Here is a 23,638-nt window from a genome sequence, read left to right as displayed (position 1 = left end):
CCGAACACACCGAACACCGCAGGGCACACCCGCTCCGCACCACCCACCCGTCCGCGACCCACCGTCACCCACCTCCCAGAAGGGGACTCGCTGCGATGAGAGCGCGCACGACCACGGCCCTCTCGGCCCTGCTGCTTCCGCTGGCCCTGTTGGCGGCCGGCTGCTCGGGGACCTCGTCCGCCAACAGTTCGGGAGGCGGGGGCAACACCGACGGAAAGGGTTCGGTGACGCTGAACGTCGGTGACCAGAAGGGGGGTTCGGAGGCGGTGTTGCGGGCCGCCGGGGAGTTGGACGACCTGCCGTACAAGATCCGGTGGTCCACCTTCACCTCAGGGCCGCCCCTCCTTGAGGCCGTGAACGCCAAGGCGATCGACATCGGGGCGGTGGGCAACACCCCGCCGGTGTTCGCCGGCGCCGCGAAATCCAAGATCAAGATCGTGGCGGCGACGCACGGCACCTCGTACGGCGAGGCCATCGTGGTCAAGAAGGGCTCCGACCTGCGGACCGTCAGCGATCTGAAGGGCAAGTCGGTCGCGGTGGCCCAGGGCAGTTCGGCGCACTACCAGTTGGCCTCGTCGTTGGCCAAGGCCGGCCTGTCCATCAACGACGTGCGGGTCTCGCTGCTCCAGCCGGCCGACGCGCTGGCCGCCTTCACCCGGGGCAAGGTGGACGCCTGGGCGATCTGGGACCCGTACACCTCGCAGGCGCTGCGGCAGGCGGACGCCCGGGTGCTGACCACCGGGCAGGGAGTGGTCAACGGGCTCGGCTTCCAGGTCGCGGCGCCGGCCGCGCTCGCGGACGACGCCAAGTCCAAGGTGATCGGGGACTACCTGCGGCGGTTGCGGCGGGCCCAGGACTGGGTCTTCAAGCACCCCGAGGAGTGGGCGAAGGTGTGGTCGAAGGAGACCGGGCTGCCGTACGAGACGGCGCTCGACTCGGTGCGGCGCTCGCACGGCACCCGGGTGGCGGTGGCCGTGGACGACCAGGCGGTCGCCTCCGAGCAGCAGATCGCCGACACCTTCGCCGACCTGGGGCTGACCCCGCGCAGGTTCTCCTTCGCGGACCTGGTGGACACCCGGTTCAACGGCGACCTGCCGCCCTCAAGCACCGCACCGCGTTCCTACCGAAAGGGCCGTTGATGTCCGTCCACCTGCACTGGTTCCTGCCCACCGGCGGCGACGGCCGTACCCTGGTGGACCGGCACGCCTACACCGACGGCGGCGTGCGGCGCTCGCGCATCGCGCCGGTCAGCGGGGTGCGCGCACCCGATGTCGACTATCTGGCGCAGATTGCCAAGGCCGCCGAACTGCTCGGCTTCGAGGCCGTGTTGACGCCCACCGGCACCTGGTGCGAGGACGCCTGGCTGACGACGGTCGCCCTGGCCCAGCACACCGAGCGGCTGAAGTTCCTGGTGGCCTTCCGGCCCGGGGTGATCTCGCCGGTGCTGGCCGCGCAGATGGCGGCCACCTACCAGCGGATCACCCGCGGTCGGCTGCTGCTGAACGTGGTGACCGGCGGGGACGGGGTGGAGCAGCGCAGGTTCGGCGACCACCTGGACCACGACCAGCGGTACGCGCGGACGGCCGAGTTCCTTTCGGTGGTCCGCGGCGTCTGGGGTGGGCAGCCGTACGACTTCGCCGGTGAGCACTTCCGCATCGAGGGTGGGTTGACCGCGCTGCCGCCCGACCCGCTGCCGCAGGTCTTCTTCGGTGGTTCGTCGGCGGCTGCCGGGCCGGTGGCGGCCCGGCACGCGGACGTCTATCTGACCTGGGGCGAGCCGCCCGCGCAGGTGCGCGAGAAGGTCGAGTGGATCAGGGGGTTGGCTGCCGCGGAGGGACGTACGGTGCGGTTCGGCATCCGGCTGCACACCATCTCGCGGGACTCGGCCAAGGAGGCGTGGGCCACCGCCGAGCGGCTGCTCGACGACCTGGACGCGGACACGGTGGCCGCAGCGCAGCAGGCGCTCGGGCGCAGCGAGTCGGTGGGCCAGCAGCGGATGCTCGCGCTGCACGGCGGTTCACGGGACGGGCTGGAGATCGCGCCCAACCTGTGGGCGGGCGTCGGCCTGGTGCGCGGCGGTGCCGGTACCGCCCTGGTGGGCAGCCATGCGCAGGTCGCCGACCGGATCGAGGAGTACCACGCGCTGGGCATCGACCACTTCGTGCTGTCGGGCTACCCGCACCTGGAGGAGGTCTACTGGTTCGGTGAAGGCGTGCGCCCCGAACTCGCGGCGCGCGGGTTGCTCGCGCCGGTGGCGGGCCCGGACACCTCGCCGACCACCAACGGCCGCCCGGCGTCCGCGCCGGGCGGCGCACCGCTGCTGATCGCCGGGGGGCGGTGAGGGGCAGCGGTGCCCCCGTCCGGCCCCGCCCGCGCGAGCGGGGCCGGACGGGCTCTCCCGACACCGACGGCTGACGGCTGACGGCTGACGGCTGACGGCTGACGGCTGACGGCTGACGGCTGACGGCTGAGCCTGTCAGCCGACGGGGGGCTGATCCCGGCCGCCCGGGCCCCGCCCCCGGTGCCGCGCGCTCCCACCACCGGCCGGGAAGAGACCGGGCGGGAAGAAATCGCACCACGCCACCGGTTAGTAGAAACGTGAACGATATTGCGGCGACGGTGCAGGATCGGACGATACGGCCGGGGCAGCCGGTGGGTAGGGCTGCGCAGCCGGCGGATACGGCCGCGCAGCCCGCGGCAGGCTCACCCGCCGGGCCCGCGGCAGGCCGCCAAGCAGGCCCGCGCCCCGTCGACGTCGTGGTCATCGGTGCTGGTCAGGCCGGTCTTTCCAGCGCGTACCACCTGCGGCGGCGCGGCTATCTGCCCGGGGACGGGTTCGTGGTGCTCGACCACTCCCCCGCGCCGGGCGGCGCCTGGCAGTTCCGCTGGCCCACCCTGACGTACGGCAAGGTGCACGGCATGCACGCACTGCCCGGCAAGGAGTTGGTCGGGGCGGACCCGGAGCGACCCTCGTCCGAGGTCATCGGGGCGTACTTCGCGGACTACGAACGGTCCTTCGCGCTGCCGGTGCACCGTCCCGTGGACGTGGTCGCGGTGCGCGCGGGCGAAGGGGACCGGCTGCTGGTGCAGACGTCCGCCGGGGACTGGTCGGCGCGGGCCGTGATCAATGCGACCGGCACCTGGGACCGCCCGTTCTGGCCCAGCTATCCGGGGCAGCAGACGTTCACCGGCCGGCAACTGCACACGGCGCAGTACCCGGGGCCCGCGCCGTTCACCGGCCAGCGGGTGGTCGTGGTCGGCGGCGGCACCTCGGCTGTGCAGCACCTGCTGGAGGTCGCCGAGGTCGCGGCGGCCACCACCTGGGTCACCCGGCGCCCGCCGGTGTTCCGCACCGGCCCCTTCAGCCCCGAGGTGGGGCGGGCCGCGGTGGCTCTGGTCGAGGAGCGGGTGCGGCAGGGGCTGCCGCCGCGCAGCGTGGTGTCGGTGACCGGGCTGCCGATGACGGAGGCGATGGAGCGGGCCCGCGCGGCGGGCGTGCTGGAGCGGCTGCCGATGTTCGACCGCCTCACCCCCGACGGGGTGGCCTGGGACGACGGCCGCACGGTCGGGGCCGACGTGGTGCTGTGGGCGACCGGCTTCCGCCCCGTCATCGACCACCTGGCCCCGCTGCGGCTGCGCGAGGAGGGCGGCGGCATCGCCCTGGACGGCACCCGCGCCGTCCGCGACGCACGGGTGCACCTGGTCGGGTACGGCCCGTCGGCGAGCACCATCGGCGCCAACCGGGCCGGCGGCGCGGCGGTCCGGGAGATCCACCAGTTGCTCGGGCAGCCTTCGCCGGCCGGCGTCTGAGCCGGCCGGGCCGATCCCGGCGCCCCGCCGACCGGGGGAACACGGCTGGCCGGGTCGGGTGCCGTGTGGCCGGGTCGTCCTTCCCAGGGCCGCGCGGCTGGGGCAGGATGGCGCGTGGTGGATCACCGCGGGCGGTGCTCGGTGCAGCCGGCCGGTGCGTCAGGCCGGGGCCGCACGGGCCCGCCGGGACCGAGCGGGCCGGAAGGAGCACCGTGCGTGTCGCCCTCTTCGTCACCTGTGTCAACGACACCCTCTATCCGCGCACCGGGCGGGCCGTCGTCACCCTCCTCAGACGGCTGGGGGTCGCCGTCGACTTCCCCGTCGCGCAGACCTGTTGCGGCCAGCCGCAGTACAACACCGGGTACCGGCGCGAGACGGAGCCGCTGCTGCGCCGCTTCGCCGACGCCTTCCGGGGTTACGACCACATCGTGACGCCGTCGGGTTCCTGCGCCGCCATGGTGCGGGACAACTACCCGCGGCTGGGAGCGGGGGCCGTGGCGGACGGGCGAGGCAGCGCGTTGGCCGCGGCGGCGGCCGAGGTGGTGCCGCGGACGCGCGAACTGACGGAGTTCCTGGTGGACGTGCTCGGGGTGACCGACGTCGGCGCGTACTACCCGCACACCGTCACTTACCACCCCACCTGCCACGGGCTGCGGATGCTGCGGCTCGGTGAGCGTCCGCGCGCCCTGTTGCGGCAGGTGCGCGGGTTGGAGTTGGTGGAGTTGGCCGGGGCCGACGAGTGTTGCGGGTTCGGCGGCACCTTCGCCGTCAAGAACCCCGCCGTATCCGCCGCCATGGGCGCCGACAAGGCCCGCGCCATCACGGCGACCGGGGCCGAAGCGGTGTGCACCGTCGACAACTCCTGCCAGTTGCACATCGGCGGCACCCTGGCCCGGCAGGGCTCCCCGGTGCGGCCCGTGCACCTCGCGGAGATCCTGGCCAGCACGGAAGGAGACGTGTGGTGAGCAGGGCAGACACCCGGCGGGGCGCCGGCGGCGAGGCGGGGCTGGAGCTGGGGCCGGAAGCGCGGTGCCGGACGCGGCCGGCACCGCGCCGACGTTCCCGGGCCCGGCGCCCACCTTCCCGGCCGCGGCCGAGCGGTCGACGCGCAACGCCACCCTGCGGCAGAACCTGCGGCACGCGACCCACACCATCCGCGCCAAGCGTGCCGCGGCCGTCGCTGAACTCTCCGACTGGGCCGAACTGCGCGCCGCGGGCGCGGCCATCAAGGACCACACCCTGCACCATCTGGACCACTACCTGGAACAGGCGGAGGCCGCGGTGACGGCGGCCGGCGGCCAGGTGCACTGGGCGGCCGACGCCGCCGAGGCCCATGCGATCGTCACCCGGCTGGTGCGGGAGACCGGCGAGCGCGAGGTGGTGAAGGTCAAGTCGATGGCCACCCAGGAGATCGGGCTGAACGAGGCGCTGGCCGCGGCCGGGATCACCGCGTACGAGACGGACCTGGCCGAGCTGATCGTGCAGCTCGGCGACGACCTGCCGTCCCACATCCTGGTGCCGGCCATCCACCGCAACCGGGCCGAGATCCGCGACATCTTCCGGGACCGGATGGGGCGCGCGGGCCGCCCGGCGCCGGCGGACCTGACCGACGATCCGGCCGAGTTGGCCGAGGCGGCGCGGCTGCACCTGCGGGAGAAGTTCCTGACCGCCAAGGTCGCCGTCTCCGGCGCCAACTTCCTGGTCGCCGAGACCGGCACGCTGGTGGTCGTCGAGTCCGAGGGCAACGGCCGGATGTGCCTGACCCTGCCAGAGACGCTGATCTCCGTCGTCGGCATCGAGAAGGTCATCCCGCGCTGGCAGGACCTGGAGGTGTTCCTGCAACTGCTGCCCCGGTCCTCGACCGCCGAGCGGATGAACCCGTACACCTCGACGTGGACCGGCACCACCGAAGGGGACGGCCCGGCCGCCTTCCACCTGGTGCTGCTCGACAACGGCCGCACCGACGCGCTCGCCGACCGGGTGGGCCGCCAGGCCCTGCGCTGCATCCGCTGCTCGGCCTGTCTCAACGTGTGCCCCGTCTACGAGCGGGCCGGCGGCCACGCCTACGGTTCGGCCTATCCCGGCCCGATCGGCGCCATCCTCACCCCCCAACTGCGCGGCACGGTGAGCGCGCTCGACGCGTCCCTGCCGTACGCATCCTCGCTGTGCGGTGCCTGTTACGAGGTGTGTCCGGTCGCCATCGACATTCCCGAGGTGCTGGTCAGACTCAGGGAACGGGTGGTGGAGGGCGGCGAGGTGACGGTGCGCGGCACCCGGGCCGTGATCCGGCCGGCCCGTGGACACGCCGCCGAGCGGGCCGCGATGCGCGCCGCGCGCTGGGCCTTCGACCACCCCGGTGCGCTCCGTGCCGGACAGCGGCTGCTCACCCGCACCCGGCGGCTGCACCCCAGCCGGCTGCCGGGCCCCGGGCGCGCCTGGACCCGCAGCCGCGAACTGCCACAGGTGCCACCCGAGTCCTTCCGCGACTGGTGGCAGCGCACGCAGGGCCAGGACACAGCCCCAGGTGCAGGGCCGGGCGCGGAGGCAGACCACGGGAGGACCTCATGACCGGCCCCGGCGGTACGAGCAGCAGGGCACGGGTCCTGGGCCGGGTGCGCCGAGCACTGTCCGATGACCGAACTGCCCCCGGTACGGCAGGACTTGAGACCGCCGTGGCCCGCACCTACCTGCGCGTCCACGGCCAGCGCACGGCCGCCGAACGGGTCGCGCTGCTCGCCGAGCACCTGGCGGACTACCGAGCCCGGGTGCACCACGCCGACGGGGCCGGGTTGCCCGCCGTCATCGCGGGGTTGCTCGCCGAGCGCGGCGCGCGCAGCGTCGCGGTGCCCGACGGCCTGCCGGCGGACTGGCTGTCGGCGACGGACGCCCGCCGCGTCCCGGACGCGCCCGACCTGTCGGCGGGCGCGCTGGACTCGGTGGACAGCGTCGTCACCGGTTGCGCGCTGGCCATCGCCGAGACCGGCACCCTCGTCCTGGACACCGGTCCCGGCCAGGGCCGACGCCGACTCACCCTGGTGCCCGACCACCACGTGTGCGTCGTGCGGGTGCCGGAGCAGGTGGTGGATTCGCTGCCGCAGGCCATGGAACTCCTGTCCCCGCTCAGACCGTTGACCTGGATCTCCGGGCCTTCGGCCACCAGCGACATCGAACTCAGCCGGGTGGAGGGCGTCCACGGGCCGCGCACCCTGGACGTGGTCCTGCTGGCGGCCGGAGCACCCCACGACTCCGGCTGAACCAACCTCCCTCCCGTACGCGCCCATGGCCCGGGAGCGACGTACAAAAAGGGCGCGGTCGGTTGTGGTGTCGACCGGGGTGGTCGCGGGTCAGGCCGTGTCGGCGAGCACCGCCTCGATCGCCGACGCCCACCCCAGCAGCCGTTCGTCGGCGCCGAACGGTGCCACGCACTGGAGGCCGAGCGGCAGCCCGGGCGGCAGGCTGCCGGCGGGCACGGTGAGCGCCGGCAGCCCGGCGTACGACCAGGGCAGGCACATCACCGAATTGCCGGTGGTGGTGAGGCCGTGGGGCGCCGTGCCGGTCGCGGCCGGGGTGATCCACAGGTCGACCTGCTCGTCCGCCATGGTGCCGTGCACCCGGTCGCGGAAGTCACGCTGGTATGCGCGCGCGGCGGTGTAGTCCGCCTCGCTGACCTCGTGGCCCTGCCGGATGGCGGCGACCGTCTGGGCCCGGTACAGCTCCCCGAAGCGGGGGAACCAGTCGGCGTGCGTACGGGCCACCTCGTACCGGTTGACCACGAACTGCTGGGTGTAGACGGTGTCGAAGTCCGGCAGCAGCCGCGGCACGTCGCGCACCGGGTAGCCGGCCCGCCGCAGCCGCTCGACCTGTACGTCGAACGCCGTACGGGCGGCCTCGTCCGCGCGCTCCAGGTAGGGGCCCGTGGGCACGCCGAGCACGGGCAGCGCGCGGCCGGCGGTGGCCCGCTCCGGCCGCCAGTCGTCGCAGAGCACCGCGGCGGTACGGAGCACGCCGGCGACGTCGGAGGCGAAGATGCCGAGGGCGTCCAGGCTGGGCGCGTTGGCGATCACGCCGTCCACCGGGATGCGGCCGTAGCCGGGCTTGAAGCCGACCACGCCGCAGTAGGCGGCCGGGCGGATCATCGAGCCCACCGTCTGGGTGCCGATCGCCAGCGGCACCAGGCCGGCGGCGACGGCCGCGGCCGAACCGCTGCTCGAACCGCCCGGTGTGTGGTCCAGGTGGTGCGGGTTGCGCGTCGGGCCGGGGGCGGTGACGGCGAACTCGGCGGTCACCGTCTTGCCCGCGACCAGCGCGCCGGCCGCCCGCAGCCGGGTGACCACCGTCGCCTGCGGCCCCGTCAACTCGGCGGCCGGCACCGCCGATCCGCCGCCGGTGGCCAGGCCGTCGGCGTGCACGATGTCCTTGATCCCCACCGGTACGCCGTACAGCGCGGGCCGGGTGGCGGGCTCGGGCCAGCGGGCACGGGTCGCCGCGACCTCGGCCCATAGCCGCCCGCGCCGATCGGGTTCGTCGACGAACGCACGTATCCGACCGTCGAGCGCATCGATCCGTTCGCAGGTCTCACCGATCTGGGCGAGCAGGTCCCACCTGCCCGAACGCAGCGCCTCGGCCTCGGCCGCCAGCGGCCGACGCCTGATCAACTCTTCGCTGTCTGCCATGGCCGACAGGTTAACCACCGGCCCCTGCGGAGCCGGGGCGGAGCACGACCCGCGCCACGGGTGACGGGCCCCGACCCCAACCCGTCACCGCCCGCCAGCGCGAGCCCCCGAAGCACCCCACCCACACCACCGTACGAACAACCCACTCACCCGACCAACCACCCACGAGCCCACCACGGGCCCGCCCCACCCGCCGGCGTCACCCTTCGGCGAACAACTTCAACAGGTCGGGCCGGCCGAAGACCTGGGCCGCTTCGACCGCTGACGGCGTTCCGGCGGCGGGGTCGGCGCCGTGTCGGACGAGCAGGCGCACCACCTCGTCCTCGCCCTTGAAGACCGCGCCGGCCAGCGGCGTCTGGCCCCGGTCGTTGGCCCGGTCCGCGTCGGCGCCCCGGGTGAGCAGGGCCTCGACCGACCGTGCGTGGCCGTGGTAGGCCGCGAGCATGAGGAGTGAGTCGCCCCGGTCGTTGGTGAGGTTGACCGGGACTCCGGCGTCCACGTAGGCCGCCAGCGTGTCGGTGTCGCCGTGCCGGGCCAGATCGAAGACCTTGCCCGCCAGTTGCAGCACTTCGGGGTCGTGCGCCGGCTCGGCGTCGGCCGGTGGGGCCGGCTGCCCCAGCGTGCCGTCGGGTGCGGCCACTTGGGCGGCGCCCGGCGCGTCCGTCGAGCCGCCCTCGTGCCCGAGCGCGCCCCCAGCCGACCGCTCTCCGTGTCCACCGTGTTCGCCGTGTTCGCTCATGGAAACCGTCCTCCACTCAGGTCCGTCGGGCCCGCCCCGGTCCGGGGTGGGCCGCCGATCGCCGCGCCGGACGCACCCGGCCGCATCCGCGCCGTCCCCCACCCTACGGACGGATCACCTTCGACATGCTGGGCGATTTGACCGATAAATCACCCATTCGCAACTTTCCCCCTTTAGTGCTTTCTGTGAGTCTTAAGCCACATACGGTGATCGCCCCCACCCCCCAGGAGGCCCATCATGATCCTGTCCATCTCCGGTGTCGTTCTGCTCGGCGTGATCGTCTTTCTCTTCTTCCGCAAGGACGGCCTGAAGGCGTCGCACGCCATCGTCTGCGCCCTGTTCGGCTTCTACCTGGCGGGCACCGCCATCGCCCCCAGCATCCAGGCGGGCAGTGCCAGCCTCGCCGACCTGCTGGGTGACATCAGGATCTGACCGCCCACCAGCCCGGGAGACCGTCGTGGCCCGCCCGCTCCGCCCCCTCGTCCGCACCTCCAAGGGCCGCCTCGCCCGGGGCCGCGCACTCGTGCGCACGGCGGCCCGCGGCGCCTCCGACGTCCTCCACCCGGTCCTGTTCCTCCTGCGCGGCGGGCGCGCCCTCACCGCCATCGGCCGCCAACACTGGGCCCAGACCCCCAAGGAGCGGCGCGGCCCCACCCTGCTCCTGCTGGCGGTCGGCGCCCTGCTGGTCGGCCTCGCACCGTACGGGCCGCTGTTGGCGCTGCTGACCCTGATGGCCGCGGCGGCCTGGGCGGGTCGGGCCGGGGCTGCGACGCCCCCGGCGCCCACCACCGACGAGGCCGAGCGGCTGCGCACCCTCTACGAGGCGCTGGTCCCGCACTTCGGCGCGGCCGGCGCACCCGAGCCGCTGTACGCGTACGACGGGCAGTGGCAGCGGGCGTTCGACGAGTACCGCTTCGCACCCGACGGGCGCCCGGTCCGCCTCGTCCTGCGTTACCCCGCCTACTTCGCCGACGGTGACGCCACGGCGCGCGGCCAGGTCGAGTGGCTGCTGGCCGCGAAGTGCGGGCGGGGCCGGGAGTACCGCTTCGACTGGGACGAGGAGGCCGGCCGGCTCGCTCTGCACGCCCTGCCACCGCTGCCCACCACCCGCTGCGCCCAGCGCTTCGTGACCGCGCCCGGCGAGCGGGTGCTCGGCTTCACCGACCCGGAGTCCGTCCCCCGCACCCTGCCGGTGGTCGACCTGGCCGGCCGGCCCGCCGGGGACGCGCCCCCGGTGCTGTGGCGCACCGGGGCCAGGTCCACCGAACCGCATCTGCTCGCGCTCGGCGGACCGGGCAGCGGCACCACCACCCTGCTGCGCTCGCTGCTGCTCCAGGCGCTGCCGGAGGCCGACGTGCTGGTCGTGGACGCGGCGGGCAGCGGTGGGTACGGGTGGCTGCACGGCCGCAGTGGCGTCCTCGCTGTGGAGAGCGACCCGACGGGCGCCCGGGCCGCGCTGGAGTGGGTGGCGCACGAGACCGAGCGGCGGCTCATGCGGGCCCACGAGGCCCGGCGGCAGGGGCGGCAGACCCCGGGCGACGTGCTCAGGCCGCTGTGGATCGTGGTGGACCGGCCGTCGGCGCTCGGCCGGCCGGCCACCGACGGCCGGCCGGGTGCGGCGGAGTTGCTGCGCGTCCCGCTGCGGCACGGCAGGCCCGCCCACCTGACGCTCGCCATCGCCGAACAGCCCGGCGCACTGGCAACGCTCGGCCCCGACGTGCTGGCCCACACCCGCGCCCGGGTGGTGCTCGGCCCGCTCCCGCCACAGGTGGTGCACCGGGGGCTGGGGGCGCCGCAGCCCACGTCGCCGATGCCCGCGGTGCCTCCCGGGCGCGGCTTCGCCCGCCTCGGCGACGGCCCCGTACAGCGCCTCCAGGTGCCCGCCACTCCCGACCCGTACGACGAGGTGACCAGCGAGGACGAGCGGCGGGCGGTGCTCGCGCTGCTGCCCGACGGCGGCCGGGCCGGCACGCCGACCGAAGCGGTGCCCGGCCGCGGCGCGCCGCCGGCCGAGCCGAATCCCGACACCGGGGAACGGGCCACCGGCCAGCGCCCGGCCACCGCGCTCTGACCGGCCACCAGCGCCGACCGGCCACCGTGCGCCGGACGGCCGACACGCGTCGAGCGGCCGACACGCGCCGAGCGGCTGGCTCGTCGCGCACCGAGCGGCTAACCCGCGAACGGCCGCTACGCCACGAACAGCCGCGGCACCTCGACCTCGGCGCCGACCCCGTCCGCCACCAGGCGGGCCGCCGCCGCGAGCCGGGCGGCGGCCTCCTCGGCGACCGCGCCGCGCACCGTGAACGGCAGCCGTACGTAACCCTCGAAGGCCCCGTCGATGCCGAACCGCGGCCCCGAAGGGACCCGTACGCCGAGCCGCTCCCCCGCCTGCGCGATGCGGGACCCGGAGAGCCCGCCGGTGCGCACCCACAGCGTCAGGCCGCCGCGGGGTACGGTGAACTCCCAGTCGGGCAGGTGTCGTTGCACCGCGGCCACCAGGGCGTCCCGGTTCTCCAGCGCGCTGGCCCGGCGCAGCGCCACCGCCTCCTCCCAGCCGCCGTTGCCCAGCAGCCAGTTCACCGCGAGCTGGTCGATCACGGGGGTGCCGAGGTCGGCGTAGGCGCGGGCGGCGACCAGGCTGCGGATCACATCGGGGGTGGCCCGTACCCAGCCGATGCGCAGCCCGCCCCAGAACGCCTTGCTGGCGCTGCCCAGGGTGATCACGGAGCTGCCGGCCGGGTCGTGGGAGCACACCGGCGCGGGCATCGAAGCCCCCGGCTCCAGCGGCAGGTCGGCCATGGTCTCGTCGACGACGAGCACGGTGCCGGCCGAGCGGGCCGCGGCCACCAGTTCGCGGCGCTGTTCGTCGGGGGCGAGCGCGCCGGTGGGGTTGTGGAAGTCGGCGACGACGTAGGCCATGCGGGGCGCCGCGTCCCGCAGCACCTGCCGCCAGCCGGCGATGTCCCACCCCCGCAGCCCGTCGGCCATGGCCACCGGCACCAGTCGGGTGCCCGCCTCCCGCATCAGTTGCAGGACGTTCGCGTACGAGGGCGATTCGACGGCCACCCGCTCGCCGGGCCTGACCATCAGCCGGCAGATGGCCGCGACCGCGCCCATGGCGCCGGTGGTGACCATGATCTGTTCGGGCCTGGTGGGGATGCCGCGTGCGCTGTAGCGGTCGGCCAGCGCCTGACGTAGCGCGGGCAGCCCGGCCGGGTAGTCGCCGTGGGTGTGGGCGTACGGCGGCAGGGCCTCCATGGCGCCGGCCACCGCGCGGGTGAGCCACGGCTCGGGCGCCGGCAGGGCCGCACAGCCCAGGTCGATGACCGAGCCGGCGGCCTCGGGCGGCAGCGGTTCCAGGCCGCGGGTGGGCAACGGGTTGCCGGCCGGGACCGCGGTCCAACTGCCCGAGCCGCGGCGGGAGGCGAGGAACCCCTCGCCGCGCAGCGCCTCGTACGCGGCGGCGACGGTGGTCCGGCTGACGGCCAGGGCGGCGGCCAGCTCGCGCTCGGCCGGCACCCGGGCGGCCACCGGCACCCGGCCCTCCAGGATCAGCAGCCGGATGCCGTCGGCCAGCGCCCGGTAGGCGGCCACCCGGCGCCCAGCAGGCGCGGGCACGGCGTCCGTGGCACGCTGCGAACCGAGCAGCCGGGCCAACTGCGGGGCTCCCACCGCGGAGGTCCACTCACTCATGATCTCCAGTCCACCTTCCCGAAATTGGCACTGGAAGTGGCCTACTCCCGGGCCACAGAGTGGCACGAGACGGGCCACTGCCACCAGTCGGCCCCCGCTGCGCGGGCCGGCGCCCGCCGCCTGGGGCACCTGACCGGTGGGCGCCCGGCCCGCCCGGGCGCGCCCACGGCGACCGCCCGGCAGAAGCCACCACACGAAGGAGCAGACCGTGCCGATACCAAGGGGGGCCCACCTCGTCCGCCGTCTCACGCAGTTGTACGTGGGCCTGACGCTGTACGGCGTCAGCATGGGCCTGCAACTGCGAGCGGGACTCGGGCTCGACCCGTGGGACGTCTTCCACCAGGGGGTCGCGGAGCACGTCGGGCTGTCCATCGGCACGGTGACGATCCTGGCCGGGGCCGCGGTGCTGGCGCTGTGGATTCCGCTCCGCCAGCGCCCGGGGCTCGGCACCATCTCCAACGTCGTGGTGATCGGCCTGGTGATGGACGCCACCTTGGCGCTCACGCCCGAGCCGAGCCCGCTGGCGGTGCGCATTCCGCTCCTGCTGTTCGCCATCGTGCTCAACGGCGCGGCCACCGGCCTCTACATCGCCGCCCGGTTCGGCCCCGGACCGCGCGACGGCCTGATGACTGGCCTGCACCGGCGCACCGGCCGCTCGATCCGCCTGGTGCGCACCGGCATCGAGGTGGTCGTGCTCGGCACCGGTTTCGCCCTCGGCGGCGCGGTGGGCGTGGGGACGGCCCTGTACGCGGTCGCGATCGGCCCGCTGTCGCAGTTCTTCCTGAAGCTCTTCGCCATCGCCGGCCTGGAGGAAGCGCAGCGCGGCGTCGTCGCCGGCAGTTCGGGCCGGCCGCACGGGGCGAGCGAGGAGGGCGCCGGGGCCGTGCCCGAGCAGCCGGCGCGGCGGCCGGCACCCCAGCCGAGCGAGTAGCCGCCGGGCCCGCGCCGGTCCGTGGCCGCCGGCGACGGAATGCGGCAGCCGGGATGCGACGGCTCCGGGGCGGGGCGGCCTCGGGGGGCGCCCTCGGGGCGGGGCGACGCCTTGCGAAGCGGAACGGGGCCGATCGCGAGCGCAACCTTCAAGCGACTTGCCGCGTCCAGGAATACGAGCAGGGCGCACTAGGGTACGAAGGAGCTAGGTCCGCGATCGAAGAACGCCACTTTTTGACCGTAGAGTGGACCGGATTTAGAGCAGACGCATGAGGGCGAGTAGTGTACGCCCTCGACCCACTAGGCGGACCGTTACTGCGCGCTAAAGAACGGCAAACGCTGGGTGACATCTACTGTCAGATGTGACAAACCGGGCGCCGGTGGGTAGAACAACGGGGCGGCACGACGGGCGACGCATGTCCCTCTACGGGAATCTTCACCGCCGACCGGACGTTGAACGGATGACGACGACAGCGACACCTGTCCTGTGGGCGACAAAGCCCGGGAGGCACGATTCATGAGTGAGCGAGCTCTCCGCGGCACGCGACTCGTGGTGACCAGCTACGAGACCGACCGCGGCATCGATCTGGCCCCGCGCCAGGCGGTGGAGTACGCATGCCAGAACGGACATCGATTTGAGATGCCCTTCTCGGTAGAGGCGGAGATTCCGCCGGAGTGGGAGTGCAAGGCGTGCGGCGCCCAGGCGCTCCTGGTGGACGGCGAGGGGCCTGAGGAGAAGAAGGGCAAGCCTGCGCGCACGCACTGGGACATGCTCATGGAGCGACGCACCCGCGAGGAGTTGGAGGAGGTGCTGGCCGAGCGGCTGGCCGTCCTGCGTTCCGGCGCCATGAACATCGCCGTGCATCCGCGGGACAACCGCAAGTCCGCCTGACGGACGCGTTAGCGCCGGGCCCGCCCGGTGACACAGCAGCACATCGAGGGCCGGGGTCACTGTTCCGCAGTGACCCCGGCCCTCGTGCGTCTAGATCTCGCCCGCATACGTCTCGTTCCCCGCCGGGCCCACGCCCGCCGGGCCAGCGCTGCCCCCGCCCTCCCGTACGGCGAGCGGCCCCCGGCAGCACGCCGGCGGAGGCGGAGGCCAGGGCGGTCGTGGCCCGGGGTCAGCGGGGCAGCGGTGGGTCCTGGTGCCCCGGGTTCCGGTCTTCGGGCTGGCCACCCCGCGTCGGCGGCACGTCGTCGCGGATGACCTCGCCCTGGACGACCTTGCCGTCCCCGGAGTGGCCCGGGCCGCCCCGGCTCGCCTGCTGGAACGCCTCGCCCAGGGAACTCGTCGCGTACCCCATGCGGCGCGAGAGGCCGCGCTCGGCCCGGCGGCCGAGCAGCGCCCGGGTCGGCGGGAAGAGGCACACCAGCGCCAGCGCGTCGGAGACCAGGCCGGGCAGCATCAGCAGCAGTCCGCCGAGCATGACCAGGCCGTTGCCGAGGCCGGCCGTCGGGTCGTCGTTCGCGGGGCCCGCGCCGGGGCGCAGCCCGGTGGTCAGCGACTGCCAGGCCCGACGCCCCGCCCGCTTGATCACATAGCCGCCCAGTACGGCGCCGGCCACCAGCAGCGCCAGCACCGTCAGGGCATTGGTGGCCTCAGCGACCACCACCAGCAGCCAGATCTCCAGGACCAGCCAGGCGGCGACGGACAGCGGGGCGAACCGACGGAAGCGCGAACGTCGCCCGGACGGCTGGGGGGTGTGCGATGCGCCGAAGCTCATGTCTCCAGTGTGCCTGTTCTAGGTGTGCTTGCGGCCGGTGATCCGGTTGACCCGGGACCCCACGCCCCAGGCCGTGACCCGCCACAGTGCCTCGACGAGGATGTCGCGGCTCATCTTGCTGTCGCCGAGCTCCCGGTCGACGAAGGTGATCGGCACCTCCACGACGTGGAAGCCGGCCTTCACCGCGCGCCAGGCCAGGTCCACCTGGAAGCAGTAGCCCTGCGAGGCCACCGCGTCCATGCCGAGGCCCTCCAGGGTCTCCTTGCGGAAGGCCCGGAAACCGCCGGTGACGTCGCGGATCGGCACGTCGAGCAGCAGCCGTGAGTACGTGCTGCCGCCGCGGGAGATGTACTCGCGGAACTTGGGCCAGTTCACCACGCGACCGCCGGGCACCCAGCGGGAGCCGAGGACGAGGTCGGCACCGCCCAGCGCGGTCAGCAGCCGGGGCAGTTCCTCGGGCTGGTGGGAGCCGTCCGCGTCCATCTCGACGAGCACGCCGTAGTCGTGCTCGATGCCCCAGCGGAAACCGGCGAGGTAGGCGGCGCCGAGCCCCTCCTTGCCCTTGCGGTGCAGCACGTGCACCTGCTCGTCGGCGGCGACGAGCTCATCGGCGATCTTGCCGGTGCCGTCGGGGCTGTTGTCGTCGGCGATGAGCACGTGCGCATCGGGGACGGCCTTGCGCACCCGGTCGACGATCAGCTTGATGTTCTCCGCCTCGTTGTAGGTCGGAATGATCACCAGCGTCGTACCGAGCGGACCGTACTTCCTCCCCTGAGTCTCGCCACGCGCAACGTCTACGCCGTCGTTCACTGCATCCCCTTCTCGTCCGTACGTCCTCGCCGGCCCACCATGATCGCAGCGGCGCAGGACAGAACTCCCACCATAGCGAGCACCCACTCGGGCACAGCGCCGAGCCGGTCGGCGACGGTGGTGTCATCGCGCAGGGGAATTCGCGCGCTGAGCACGTCCTGGGTGAATTCCTTGGTGCGCTGTTCAATGGTCCCATCGGGGGCGACCACAGCGCTAATCCCGCTGGGGGCCGCGGTGACCACGGCCCGCCCGTGCTCGATGGCCCGCAGCTTGGACATCACCAACTGCTGCTCGGGCTGGCCGGTGCGGCCGTAGGTGGCGTTGTTCGTCTGGATCACCAGGGCGCGGGCGCCGGCCTTGACGGTGTCGCGCACGATCGCGTCGTAGGCGACCTCGAAGCAGATCACGTCGCCCAGCTTGGCCGGACCGACCTGCATGACCCCGGAGTGGTCGCCGGGGTAGAAGTCGCGCGGGACCCGGTCGAGCCGCGAGATGACCTTGCTGAGCTGCTCGCGGAAGGGCACGTACTCGCCGAACGGCACCGGGTGCTGCTTGGTGTACGAGGCGCCGGGGCCGGTCTCGGGGTCCCAGACGATGCCCTGGTTCTCCACGTACCCGACCTTGGTCGGATGGTCGACCAGGGCGCCCACCAGGACGGGCACGCCGATCGTCTTCACCGCCAGGTCGATGCGGGCGTACGCCTCGCGGTGCTTGTACGGGTCGAGGTCGGAGGCGTTTTCCGGCCAGATCACCAGGTCGGGCTTGGGCGCGCGGCCCGCCTTCACGTCCTCGGCCAGCCGCAGGGTCGCGTTGACGTGGTTGTTGAGGATCTTCATCGGGCGGCCCAGGAAGTCCATGCCGGGCTTTTGCACGTTGCCCTGCACCACGGCGATGTTCACGTGGTCGTCCGCGTCGGTGGGCACCGGCACCAGCAGCCCGACCAGCGTCACCGCCGCGGCCAGCGCGGCCGACTCCACCACGGGCAGCAGGCCGCGCAGCGCCCCGGGGGCGCCCCCCGCGCCGCGCGCAGCCGCACCGGCGGCGTCCGGGCCGTCCGGCTCCTCCGTCGTCCGCTCCGCGCGGCCTGCGCTGTCGTCTCCGGCCGCGTCCGCGGCGTCGGTCCGGGCCGGCCCGGTGGTGTCGGTCGCCGGCTGCGCCGGGGCGCCCCGTTCAGGGGCGCCGGCCGGCACGTACAGGCGCCAGAGCGTGCCGACGGCGAACGCGAGCAGGGCACCGGCCAGCGCGACCCCGAAGGTCACCAGCGGCGCGCCGCCGAGCGCGGCGAGCGGGGTGAAGGGTGAGCCGGTGTTGGCGAACGCCAGCCGCCCCCACGGGAAACCGCCGAACGGCACCCGGTCCCTGGCCCACTCCTCGGCCACCCACAGGCAGGCCGCCCACAGCGGCCAGGCCGGCAGCCGGGAGGTGCGGGCCAGCGCGGCGCCGAACGGGATGAAGAACAGCGATTCGGCGATCGAGAGGCCGACCACCGCGTCCCAGCCGACCACGTGCAGCCACTTGAGCAGCAGCACGAAGAACGGCAGGGCGAACGCGAACCCCGTCCAGGCCCCCTGTCTGGCCGTCCGTCCCCAGGTGAGCAGGGAGAGCGCCGCGACGGACAGCAGCGACAGCGGCCACAGGTCGTACGGCGGGAAGGCCAGCGCGAGGGCGAGGCCGCTGGCCACGGCGAGGCCGGTGCGCCGGGCCTCGCGGCGGGCGAGCACGGCCAGCCGTTGGCGCCGGGTGGCCCCCGGCGCTGGCGTCGCGCTCGGGGCGGGCGTACCGGGGGCGGCCGGCGACCCGGCCGGTCTGTCGACCGGGGAGTCGGCCGCCTGACCGCTGGCGGTGGCTCCAGCGGAGGTGTCGGAACCGGGGTGCAACGTCGCGGCCTTCCTTGCAGGTCGAGCGGTGGTGAAGTGACGGTATACCGCGGTGGGCCGGACGTGGCCCGCTGGGTGCGTAACGGGTACCGGCCGACGAACGTGCCCGCCCCCTGCGGAAGGGCAGGGGCCAGCGGGCGGGCGGCGGGTAGCGGCTCGTGCGGGAGCGGTGCCGGGCCGTGGGTTCGGGGGTGCGGGCCGGCCGGCAGACGGGGCGCACCACGCCCCACGCGCGTCGGGTACGGGGCGGCCGTACCGGTGCGGCACACACCGCGGGACAGCGCACCTGTGCGCCAGCACAACAGATACGGCGGGGCGCCCGTAAGCCAGCACAGCAGGACGACGGGACGTCGTACCCCGGCGCATCAGCACGACGCGTACCGATGCGGAACCGCATGGGTGCGGGCACGGCGGCGAGCGGCGCAGGGATGAGGCGCGTGGCGTGCGCCGGTGCGGGTAGGGGCCCGTCGCCCTTCGGGCCGACCTGGGGCCCGCTGGCTGCGGGTCGACCGAAAGCCGTTGTCTACTGAACGTCCGGGCCCCACCCGGGTCGCACCTGCCGACCCGGTGGACTCCTCCCCCGCCCCCGTGCGCTGGACCTGGCTCCCAGTGGGTGGCGAACCGATACGGCTCACCGCCCCATGGCCCAGCGGCGCTCGACGACTGCGTGGAGAATCCGTCCCTGGTCGGACGTCCTGTGGTGGACTCGGCCGAAACTACCCGCCGTCTCCCGCACCCTGTCAACAGCCGTGCTACCTGCGGCGTTGCGTCAAATCAGCAGGTCAGTACGGAGGGAAGGAACGTTCCTCGACAGGCCGATCGGGCATCGTTCGGCGGTACGCGGCGGGTACGGATCACTCGTTCGGACGCTCAAAGACGGTGCGTCCGCCGACCATCGTGCGGACGCACACCGGAAGCGGTAGTCCCGGCGTCAGGTCGGGCAGGCCCGGGGTGCCCGAGCGCGGGTCGGTCGACCAGCCGGCGACGCGTTCGTCGGGCACCTGGACCACCAGGTCGCCGGCCGTCCAGACGGCCAGGTCCGCCGGGGCTCCCGGCACCAGGGTGCCCGCGTCGTCCCGCCGTGCGGCCCGCCAGCCGCCCCGGGTGTGCGCGGTGAACGCGGCGCGCGCCGAGATCCGGTGCTCGGGCGTGCGGTGGAATGCCGCGGCTCGCACGGTGCCCCACGGGTCGAAGGGCGTGACGGGGCTGTCCGAGCCGAGGGCCAGCGGGACGCCGGCGCGCAGCAGGGCGGCGTACGGGTTCAGGGTGCGGGCGCGTTCGGCGCCCAGGCGCTGGACGTACATGCCCTCGTCGCCGCCCCAGGCCGCGTCGAAGGCGGGCTGTACGGAGGCGGTGAGGCCGAGTTCGGCGAAGGCGGCGATCGTCTCGGGGGTGAGCATCTCGGCGTGCTCCACCCGGTGCCTGGCGGCGCGGACGCGGGCCAGCCCGACCTTGTCGGCCGCGGCGCGCACGCCGGCCACCACGGCCGCCACGGCCGCGTCGCCGATGGCGTGGAACCCGGCCTGCAACCCGGCCTCGGTGCACAGGGCCACGTGCGTGGCGATGGCGCCCCGGTCCAGGTACTGGGTGCCGGTGGACGCGGCGTCCGCGTACGGGGCGTGCAGGCAGGCCGTGTGGGAGCCGAGCGCACCGTCGACGAACAGGTCGCCCGCGGCCCCGATGGCTCCCAGTTCGCGCACCTTGGCCAGGTCGCCCGCGCTGCTCGCGGCCTCGGCCCAGTAGCCGAAGACCCGCGGGCCCGCTTCCTCGCCGGCCAGCCGCAGCAGGTCGGTCAGGTCGCCCTCGCTGGAGATGTCGGGTCCCGCGCACTCGTGCAGGGTGCCGATGCCGAGCGTGACCGCGTGGCGCAGGGCCGCCCGCTGGGCGTCGGCCCGCTGGGCGTCGGTCACGTTCGCGAACGCGGCGGCGCGGACCGCGTGGTGGGCATCGGCGGTGAGCGGGCCGTCCGGCTGGTAGCCGGCGCGTCCGGCGATGTCGCTGACCTGGTCGAGCAGGGCGCTGGTGACCACCGCGGAGTGCACGTCGACGCGGGTGAGGTAGAGCGGCCTGCCGCCGGTGGCCCGGTCGAGTTCGGCGCGGGACGGGGCGCGGCCCTCGGGCCAGCGGGAGGCGTCCCAGCCGTGGCCGAGCAGCACACCGCCGCCCGGGTGCGCGGCGGCGTGGTCGCGGACCAGGTCCAGGGCCGCCGCCAGGGTGGGCGCGCCGGCCAGGTCGAGGCCGGTGCGGGCGAGCCCGGTGGACGTGGTGTGCACGTGTGCGTCCGTGAAGGCGGGGGTGACGAGCGCGCCGGCGAGGTCGATGACCTCGTCCACGCCGTCGGCGAAGGAGTCCGCCGCGCCTTCCGAGCCGACCCAGGCGACGCTGCCGCGCTCGACCACCATCGCCGTCGCGAAGGGGTCGGCCGGGCTGTGCACGGTGCCGCCGCGCAGCAGCACGGTGCCGCCCTCGGTCGGGGGGATGCCGGCGCTGGGGCCGGTGGCCGGGATGAGGTCGCTCACGGGGTTCGCCTCGCGGTGTCGGGTCTTCGGGGTGGGCATCGGGGCAGGCAGCCGGACGCGTCCGCGCCGCCGTCGCTGACCTGCGCCAGGGTGCCAGTGTCGCTCGGGGCGGCGCGCGGTCCGCGCCGGGGGTCCACCCGGGTCCTGGGAATCGGTGGGCCCTGCGGGGCAGCACGGGTGTGTGCTGCGGGCGGGCCGCTGCGCACCGGGGGCGGGCCGGCGGGCGTCCCAGGTGGGGCGGCGTCGCCTGCCGGCCGGCGCCTTGGGCGGGGCGGCTGCGCGTACCGGGGAGTGTCCGGCCGGGGCCGGCCCGCCCGCGGTGTGGCTGGGCGCGGCGCCGGGTGGACCAGGCCGGGTACGCCGGATCAGATATGGGGTGGCCGGGCTTCGTACGGAGTGGAGAGCACGACCGTGGTACGGGTGGAGACCCCGGCCAGTGAGCGGATGCGGGTCAGTAGGTGCTCCAGCTCCAGCGGGGTTTCGACGCGCACCTTGAGGATGTAGTTCTCGTCTCCGGCGACGCTGTGGCACGCCTCGATCTGTGGCACCTCGGCCAGCCGTTCGGCGATGTCGTCGGGGGCGCTCGGGTCGAAGGGCTTCACCGAGATGAACGCGGTCAGCGGCAGCCCGACGGCCTCCGGGTCGACCACGGCGGCATAGCCACGGATGACGCCGCGCTGTTCCAGGCGCCGAACCCGTTGGTGCACCGCCGAGGTGGACAGGCCGGTGGCCTTGCCCAGGTCGGTGTAGCTCATCCGCCCGTCGTTGACGAGCAGTTCCACGATCTGTCTGTCCAACTCCTCCACCCGGTCACCCTATGGGGTAGCAGGCACTGAGGCACAGCGGGCGGGCGCCCGCGCGTGCGTCGCATCTGCGCGGGGCATGTGACGAATGCCACAGCCAGTGGCTCGGGACATGGGCGCGCCGGCGATTACCGCCACCGCGGCCCGGGAAATGCTTGCTGTGGTCGAGGCGACCTTGTCGCCTTGTCGACCTTAGCCCGAGGGGGAGAACTCGATGCCCAGTCTTGAACGCCTGGACAGCAGCGACGGCGACGTCTACGAGACGTACGAGATGTTCCGGGTGATGTGCCCGGACTGCGCGCGTCCCATCGCTCTGCTCGCGGACGAAGACGTGCTGCCCGAGCACGCGTTGTGCCCGTCGCCGTGGAACCCGTTCGGGCTGACGGTCTGCCCGGGCACCGGCCGTGGTGTCGCCGACGCGACGCCCGCCGACGACACCACCGGCTCCCAGGAGCAGGACGCGGCCCTGCTGCTGACGCTGCCGGAGAGCCTGGACTGGCGGACCCAGCCCTTCTCGCACATCGGCGGCCCCGGCTCGCGTCCGCGCCAGGTGCCGCGCCAGCCGTCGCGCCGCAAGTAGCCGCGACGGCGCCGCCCGCAGGTCGGGGCGGCACCGTCCGACTCGACTCCGGTTCAACCCCTCGGTGGCCGTCTCGCCCCGAGTCCCGCGCCCATCACGCCGGCGTCACCGCCCGCCTCCGGGCGCCCGGTCGACTCCGGCCGGTCCGCTCCCGCCGGGCCAGGGCCGCGCCGTCCTTCCCCTACCGCCGTCGTCACAGCTCCAGTTGCGCCTGCACGGGCAGGTGGTCGCTGGGGAACTGGCCGTCGAGCGCGAAGGTGTTGATCGACGCGTAGCTGGTGTGGATGCCGGGTGAGGTGAAGATCCAGTCGATGCGGTCGCCGTCCGGGACCAGCGGCCGGTAGCCGTGGAAGGTCGCGTACTGCTTGCCGCGCCGCTCGGCGTGGTCCCAGGTGTCGATCAGACCGCCCTGGCCCAGCAGGGTGTCGTAGACCGGGTTCTGGTGTGCGGGCACGTTGAAGTCACCGGTGACGATCTTGGGCACGACCGGGTCCAGGCCGCGCAGCCGCTCGGCGATCAGGGTGGCCGAGCGCTCGCGGGCCACCTGGTTGCGGTGGTCGAAGTGGGTGTTGAGGGCGTAGAACTGGCCGCCGCTGCGCAGGTCGCGGAAGCGCACCCAGGTCGCCATCCGCACCACCGCGTTGCCCCAGGTGTTGGAGCCGATCACGTACGGCGTGCCGGAGAGCCAGAAGTGGTCGTACTCCAGTGGGGCGAGCCGCTGGGTGTCGTAGAAGACGGCCATGAACTCGCCCCGGCTGCCGCCTTCGCGGCCGGTGCCGATCCAGTCGTAGTGCGGGCCGAGGTCCTGGGCGATGTCGCGGATCTGGCCGTAGACGCCCTCCTGGGTGCCGAGCAGGTGCGGGCGCTCGCGACGCAGCAGGGTGCGCATGACGGGGCGGCGCTCGGCCCAGGAGTTGGGGCGGGCGTCGGAGGCGAAGCGCAGGTTGAAGGTCATGGCGCGCAGGGCGCTGGCGCTGGCGCTGGCGGCCGGGGTGGCTGCCGCGGCGGGGCTCGGCCGCGGGGCGTCGGCGGAGCCGGTAGCGGTTCCGCTTGCACCGGCCGCGCTGGCCGACTGGGCGACGCCGACGGTCAGCGGCAGGGCCAGGGCCGCGGCTGCCGCCGCGCGCATCCCGTCGCGGCGGCTGAATCCGCTCCCTTCGGCGGATGTGGCGGACGTGACGGATGTGGCGGGAGCGGTGGTGGGGGTATCGGTCATGACTGCTCCAGGGGTCGATGGCGGCGCACCCGACCGGGTGCGGTGCGGGCACAGCAGAGTGTTCGGGTGACTGGTGTGCCGGGCGTGGCATGTGAACACCGGGGGTGCGAACGGTCGGTGACCGCCCCGGAGTTCACCACCCCTCACCTGCACACCCCTGTCCTCCCTCGCACACCCGCCCTGCCTGCCCCATCCCTCCCGCACGCCCCGTCCCGTCTCCCGCCGTCTCCCCTCGTCTCCGCCGTTCGGCCTGTCGCCGCTGCC

General features: G+C 74.2%; 20 protein-coding genes. 11 read left to right on the top strand and 9 right to left on the bottom strand.

The features are described 5' to 3' along the window. Nucleotides 1-95 precede the first annotated feature (95 nt). From ACMA1D_RS05370 to ACMA1D_RS05345, 6 genes are all read left to right on the top strand, one after another. Entirely contained in the window at nt 96-1,139 is a 1,044-nt protein-coding gene (locus tag ACMA1D_RS05370; protein WP_414722693.1) for an ABC transporter substrate-binding protein, read from the top strand. Continuing rightward, nucleotides 1,139-2,341 carry an LLM class flavin-dependent oxidoreductase gene (locus tag ACMA1D_RS05365; RefSeq protein ID WP_414722692.1) on the top strand — a complete coding sequence of 401 codons (1,203 nt, stop codon included), beginning with the start codon at nt 1,139-1,141 and terminating at the stop codon, nt 2,339-2,341. Before ACMA1D_RS05370 ends, ACMA1D_RS05365 begins: the two co-directional genes overlap by 1 nt. Nucleotides 2,342-2,757: 416 nt before the next feature. Further along, nucleotides 2,758-3,810 carry an NAD(P)-binding domain-containing protein gene (locus tag ACMA1D_RS05360; protein WP_414722691.1) on the top strand — a complete coding sequence of 351 codons (1,053 nt, stop codon included), beginning with the start codon at nt 2,758-2,760 and terminating at the stop codon, nt 3,808-3,810. Nucleotides 3,811-4,022: 212 nt separating this feature from the next. Continuing rightward, entirely contained in the window at nt 4,023-4,775 is a 753-nt protein-coding gene (locus tag ACMA1D_RS05355; RefSeq protein ID WP_414722690.1) for a (Fe-S)-binding protein, read from the top strand. A gap of 64 nt (nt 4,776-4,839) precedes the next feature. Further along, nucleotides 4,840-6,378, top strand: a complete 1,539-nt coding sequence (locus ACMA1D_RS05350; RefSeq protein WP_414722689.1) for a lactate utilization protein B — start codon at nt 4,840-4,842, stop codon at nt 6,376-6,378. Then, nucleotides 6,375-7,064 carry a LutC/YkgG family protein gene (locus tag ACMA1D_RS05345; protein WP_414722688.1) on the top strand — a complete coding sequence of 230 codons (690 nt, stop codon included), beginning with the start codon at nt 6,375-6,377 and terminating at the stop codon, nt 7,062-7,064. Before ACMA1D_RS05350 ends, ACMA1D_RS05345 begins: the two co-directional genes overlap by 4 nt. 90 nt (nt 7,065-7,154) lie before the next feature. Here the strand turns inward: ACMA1D_RS05345 and ACMA1D_RS05340 are convergent, their stop codons facing one another. Together ACMA1D_RS05340 and ACMA1D_RS05335 are read right to left on the bottom strand one after the other, a co-directional pair. After that, nucleotides 7,155-8,483 carry an amidase gene (locus ACMA1D_RS05340; protein ID WP_414722687.1) on the bottom strand — a complete coding sequence of 443 codons (1,329 nt, stop codon included), beginning with the start codon at nt 8,481-8,483 and terminating at the stop codon, nt 7,155-7,157. 199 nt (nt 8,484-8,682) lie between these two features. Continuing rightward, the gene (locus tag ACMA1D_RS05335) at nt 8,683-9,102 is read right to left on the bottom strand and encodes an ankyrin repeat domain-containing protein (RefSeq protein WP_414722811.1); all 420 of its coding nucleotides are present in this window, start codon (nt 9,100-9,102) and stop codon (nt 8,683-8,685) included. Between the two features lie 357 nt (nt 9,103-9,459). On the opposite strand from ACMA1D_RS05335, the gene ACMA1D_RS05330 reads away from it, so the two are divergent. Continuing rightward, the gene (locus ACMA1D_RS05330) at nt 9,460-9,654 is read left to right on the top strand and encodes a hypothetical protein (RefSeq protein ID WP_349989866.1); all 195 of its coding nucleotides are present in this window, start codon (nt 9,460-9,462) and stop codon (nt 9,652-9,654) included. A 25-nt stretch (nt 9,655-9,679) separates the two neighbouring features. Continuing rightward, nucleotides 9,680-11,293 (top strand): hypothetical protein, encoded by a 1,614-nt coding sequence (locus tag ACMA1D_RS05325; RefSeq protein WP_414722686.1) that lies wholly within the window; start codon nt 9,680-9,682, stop codon nt 11,291-11,293. Between the two features lie 116 nt (nt 11,294-11,409). Here ACMA1D_RS05325 and ACMA1D_RS05320 read toward each other — a convergent pair whose 3' ends face one another. Next, nucleotides 11,410-12,915: a PLP-dependent aminotransferase family protein gene (locus ACMA1D_RS05320; protein WP_414722685.1), complete on the bottom strand. Its 1,506-nt coding sequence runs from the start codon at nt 12,913-12,915 to the stop codon at nt 11,410-11,412. Between the two features lie 286 nt (nt 12,916-13,201). Between ACMA1D_RS05320 and ACMA1D_RS05315 the strand changes: the two genes are divergently transcribed. Both ACMA1D_RS05315 and ACMA1D_RS05310 read left to right on the top strand, forming a co-directional pair. After that, nucleotides 13,202-13,846 carry a YczE/YyaS/YitT family protein gene (locus ACMA1D_RS05315; RefSeq protein ID WP_414722810.1) on the top strand — a complete coding sequence of 215 codons (645 nt, stop codon included), beginning with the start codon at nt 13,202-13,204 and terminating at the stop codon, nt 13,844-13,846. A gap of 516 nt (nt 13,847-14,362) precedes the next feature. Next, nucleotides 14,363-14,737 carry an RNA polymerase-binding protein RbpA gene (locus ACMA1D_RS05310; RefSeq protein WP_176160397.1) on the top strand — a complete coding sequence of 125 codons (375 nt, stop codon included), beginning with the start codon at nt 14,363-14,365 and terminating at the stop codon, nt 14,735-14,737. Nucleotides 14,738-14,966: 229 nt separating this feature from the next. On the opposite strand, the gene fxsA is transcribed toward ACMA1D_RS05310, so the two are convergent. The 5 genes from fxsA to ACMA1D_RS05285 all read right to left on the bottom strand — a co-directional run bounded on the left by fxsA (nt 14,967) and on the right by ACMA1D_RS05285 (nt 21,581). After that, nucleotides 14,967-15,569, bottom strand: coding sequence for an FxsA family membrane protein (gene fxsA / locus ACMA1D_RS05305; RefSeq protein ID WP_414722684.1), 603 nt, complete (start codon nt 15,567-15,569; stop codon nt 14,967-14,969). Nucleotides 15,570-15,587: 18 nt separating this feature from the next. Then, nucleotides 15,588-16,379 carry a polyprenol monophosphomannose synthase gene (locus ACMA1D_RS05300; protein ID WP_414722683.1) on the bottom strand — a complete coding sequence of 264 codons (792 nt, stop codon included), beginning with the start codon at nt 16,377-16,379 and terminating at the stop codon, nt 15,588-15,590. Then, complete coding sequence (lnt, locus tag ACMA1D_RS05295; protein WP_414722682.1) at nt 16,376-18,256, bottom strand: apolipoprotein N-acyltransferase; 1,881 nt, start codon at nt 18,254-18,256, stop codon at nt 16,376-16,378. Before lnt ends, ACMA1D_RS05300 begins: the two co-directional genes overlap by 4 nt. Nucleotides 18,257-19,110: 854 nt before the next feature. Then, the gene (locus ACMA1D_RS05290; protein WP_414722681.1) at nt 19,111-20,775 is read right to left on the bottom strand and encodes an amidohydrolase; all 1,665 of its coding nucleotides are present in this window, start codon (nt 20,773-20,775) and stop codon (nt 19,111-19,113) included. Between the two features lie 365 nt (nt 20,776-21,140). Next, the gene (locus ACMA1D_RS05285; protein WP_349994862.1) at nt 21,141-21,581 is read right to left on the bottom strand and encodes an Lrp/AsnC family transcriptional regulator; all 441 of its coding nucleotides are present in this window, start codon (nt 21,579-21,581) and stop codon (nt 21,141-21,143) included. A 211-nt stretch (nt 21,582-21,792) separates the two neighbouring features. On the opposite strand from ACMA1D_RS05285, the gene ACMA1D_RS05280 reads away from it, so the two are divergent. Then, complete coding sequence (locus ACMA1D_RS05280; RefSeq protein ID WP_414722680.1) at nt 21,793-22,158, top strand: hypothetical protein; 366 nt, start codon at nt 21,793-21,795, stop codon at nt 22,156-22,158. Nucleotides 22,159-22,351: 193 nt separating this feature from the next. Here the strand turns inward: ACMA1D_RS05280 and ACMA1D_RS05275 are convergent, their stop codons facing one another. Beyond that, nucleotides 22,352-23,287 (bottom strand): endonuclease/exonuclease/phosphatase family protein, encoded by a 936-nt coding sequence (locus tag ACMA1D_RS05275; protein ID WP_414722809.1) that lies wholly within the window; start codon nt 23,285-23,287, stop codon nt 22,352-22,354. Nucleotides 23,288-23,638 lie beyond the last annotated feature (351 nt).

The sequence above is a fragment of the Streptomyces sp. 796.1 genome, from assembly GCF_047525675.1.
Lineage (GTDB): Bacteria > Actinomycetota > Actinomycetes > Streptomycetales > Streptomycetaceae > Streptomyces.
The sequence above is the reverse complement of the archived record's forward strand: the minus strand, read 5'-3'. Positions and strand labels throughout refer to the sequence as shown.

Bases quoted from the DNA above. Each gene is read 5' to 3' on its own strand.
- ACMA1D_RS05315 (WP_414722810.1), top strand. From the start codon at position 13,202: ATGGGCCTGCAACTGCGAGCGGGACTCGGGCTCGACCCGTGGGACGTC.
- ACMA1D_RS05345 (WP_414722688.1), top strand. From the start codon at position 6,375: ATGACCGGCCCCGGCGGTACGAGCAGCAGGGCACGGGTCCTGGGCCGG.
- ACMA1D_RS05340 (WP_414722687.1), bottom strand. From the start codon at position 8,483: ATGGCAGACAGCGAAGAGTTGATCAGGCGTCGGCCGCTGGCGGCCGAG.
- ACMA1D_RS05275 (WP_414722809.1), bottom strand. From the start codon at position 23,287: ATGCGCGCGGCGGCAGCCGCGGCCCTGGCCCTGCCGCTGACCGTCGGC.
- ACMA1D_RS05365 (WP_414722692.1), top strand. From the start codon at position 1,139: ATGTCCGTCCACCTGCACTGGTTCCTGCCCACCGGCGGCGACGGCCGT.
- fxsA (WP_414722684.1), bottom strand. From the start codon at position 15,569: ATGAGCTTCGGCGCATCGCACACCCCCCAGCCGTCCGGGCGACGTTCG.
- ACMA1D_RS05280 (WP_414722680.1), top strand. From the start codon at position 21,793: ATGCCCAGTCTTGAACGCCTGGACAGCAGCGACGGCGACGTCTACGAG.
- ACMA1D_RS05330 (WP_349989866.1), top strand. From the start codon at position 9,460: ATGATCCTGTCCATCTCCGGTGTCGTTCTGCTCGGCGTGATCGTCTTT.
- ACMA1D_RS05320 (WP_414722685.1), bottom strand. From the start codon at position 12,915: ATGAGTGAGTGGACCTCCGCGGTGGGAGCCCCGCAGTTGGCCCGGCTG.
- ACMA1D_RS05370 (WP_414722693.1), top strand. From the start codon at position 96: ATGAGAGCGCGCACGACCACGGCCCTCTCGGCCCTGCTGCTTCCGCTG.
- ACMA1D_RS05310 (WP_176160397.1), top strand. From the start codon at position 14,363: ATGAGTGAGCGAGCTCTCCGCGGCACGCGACTCGTGGTGACCAGCTAC.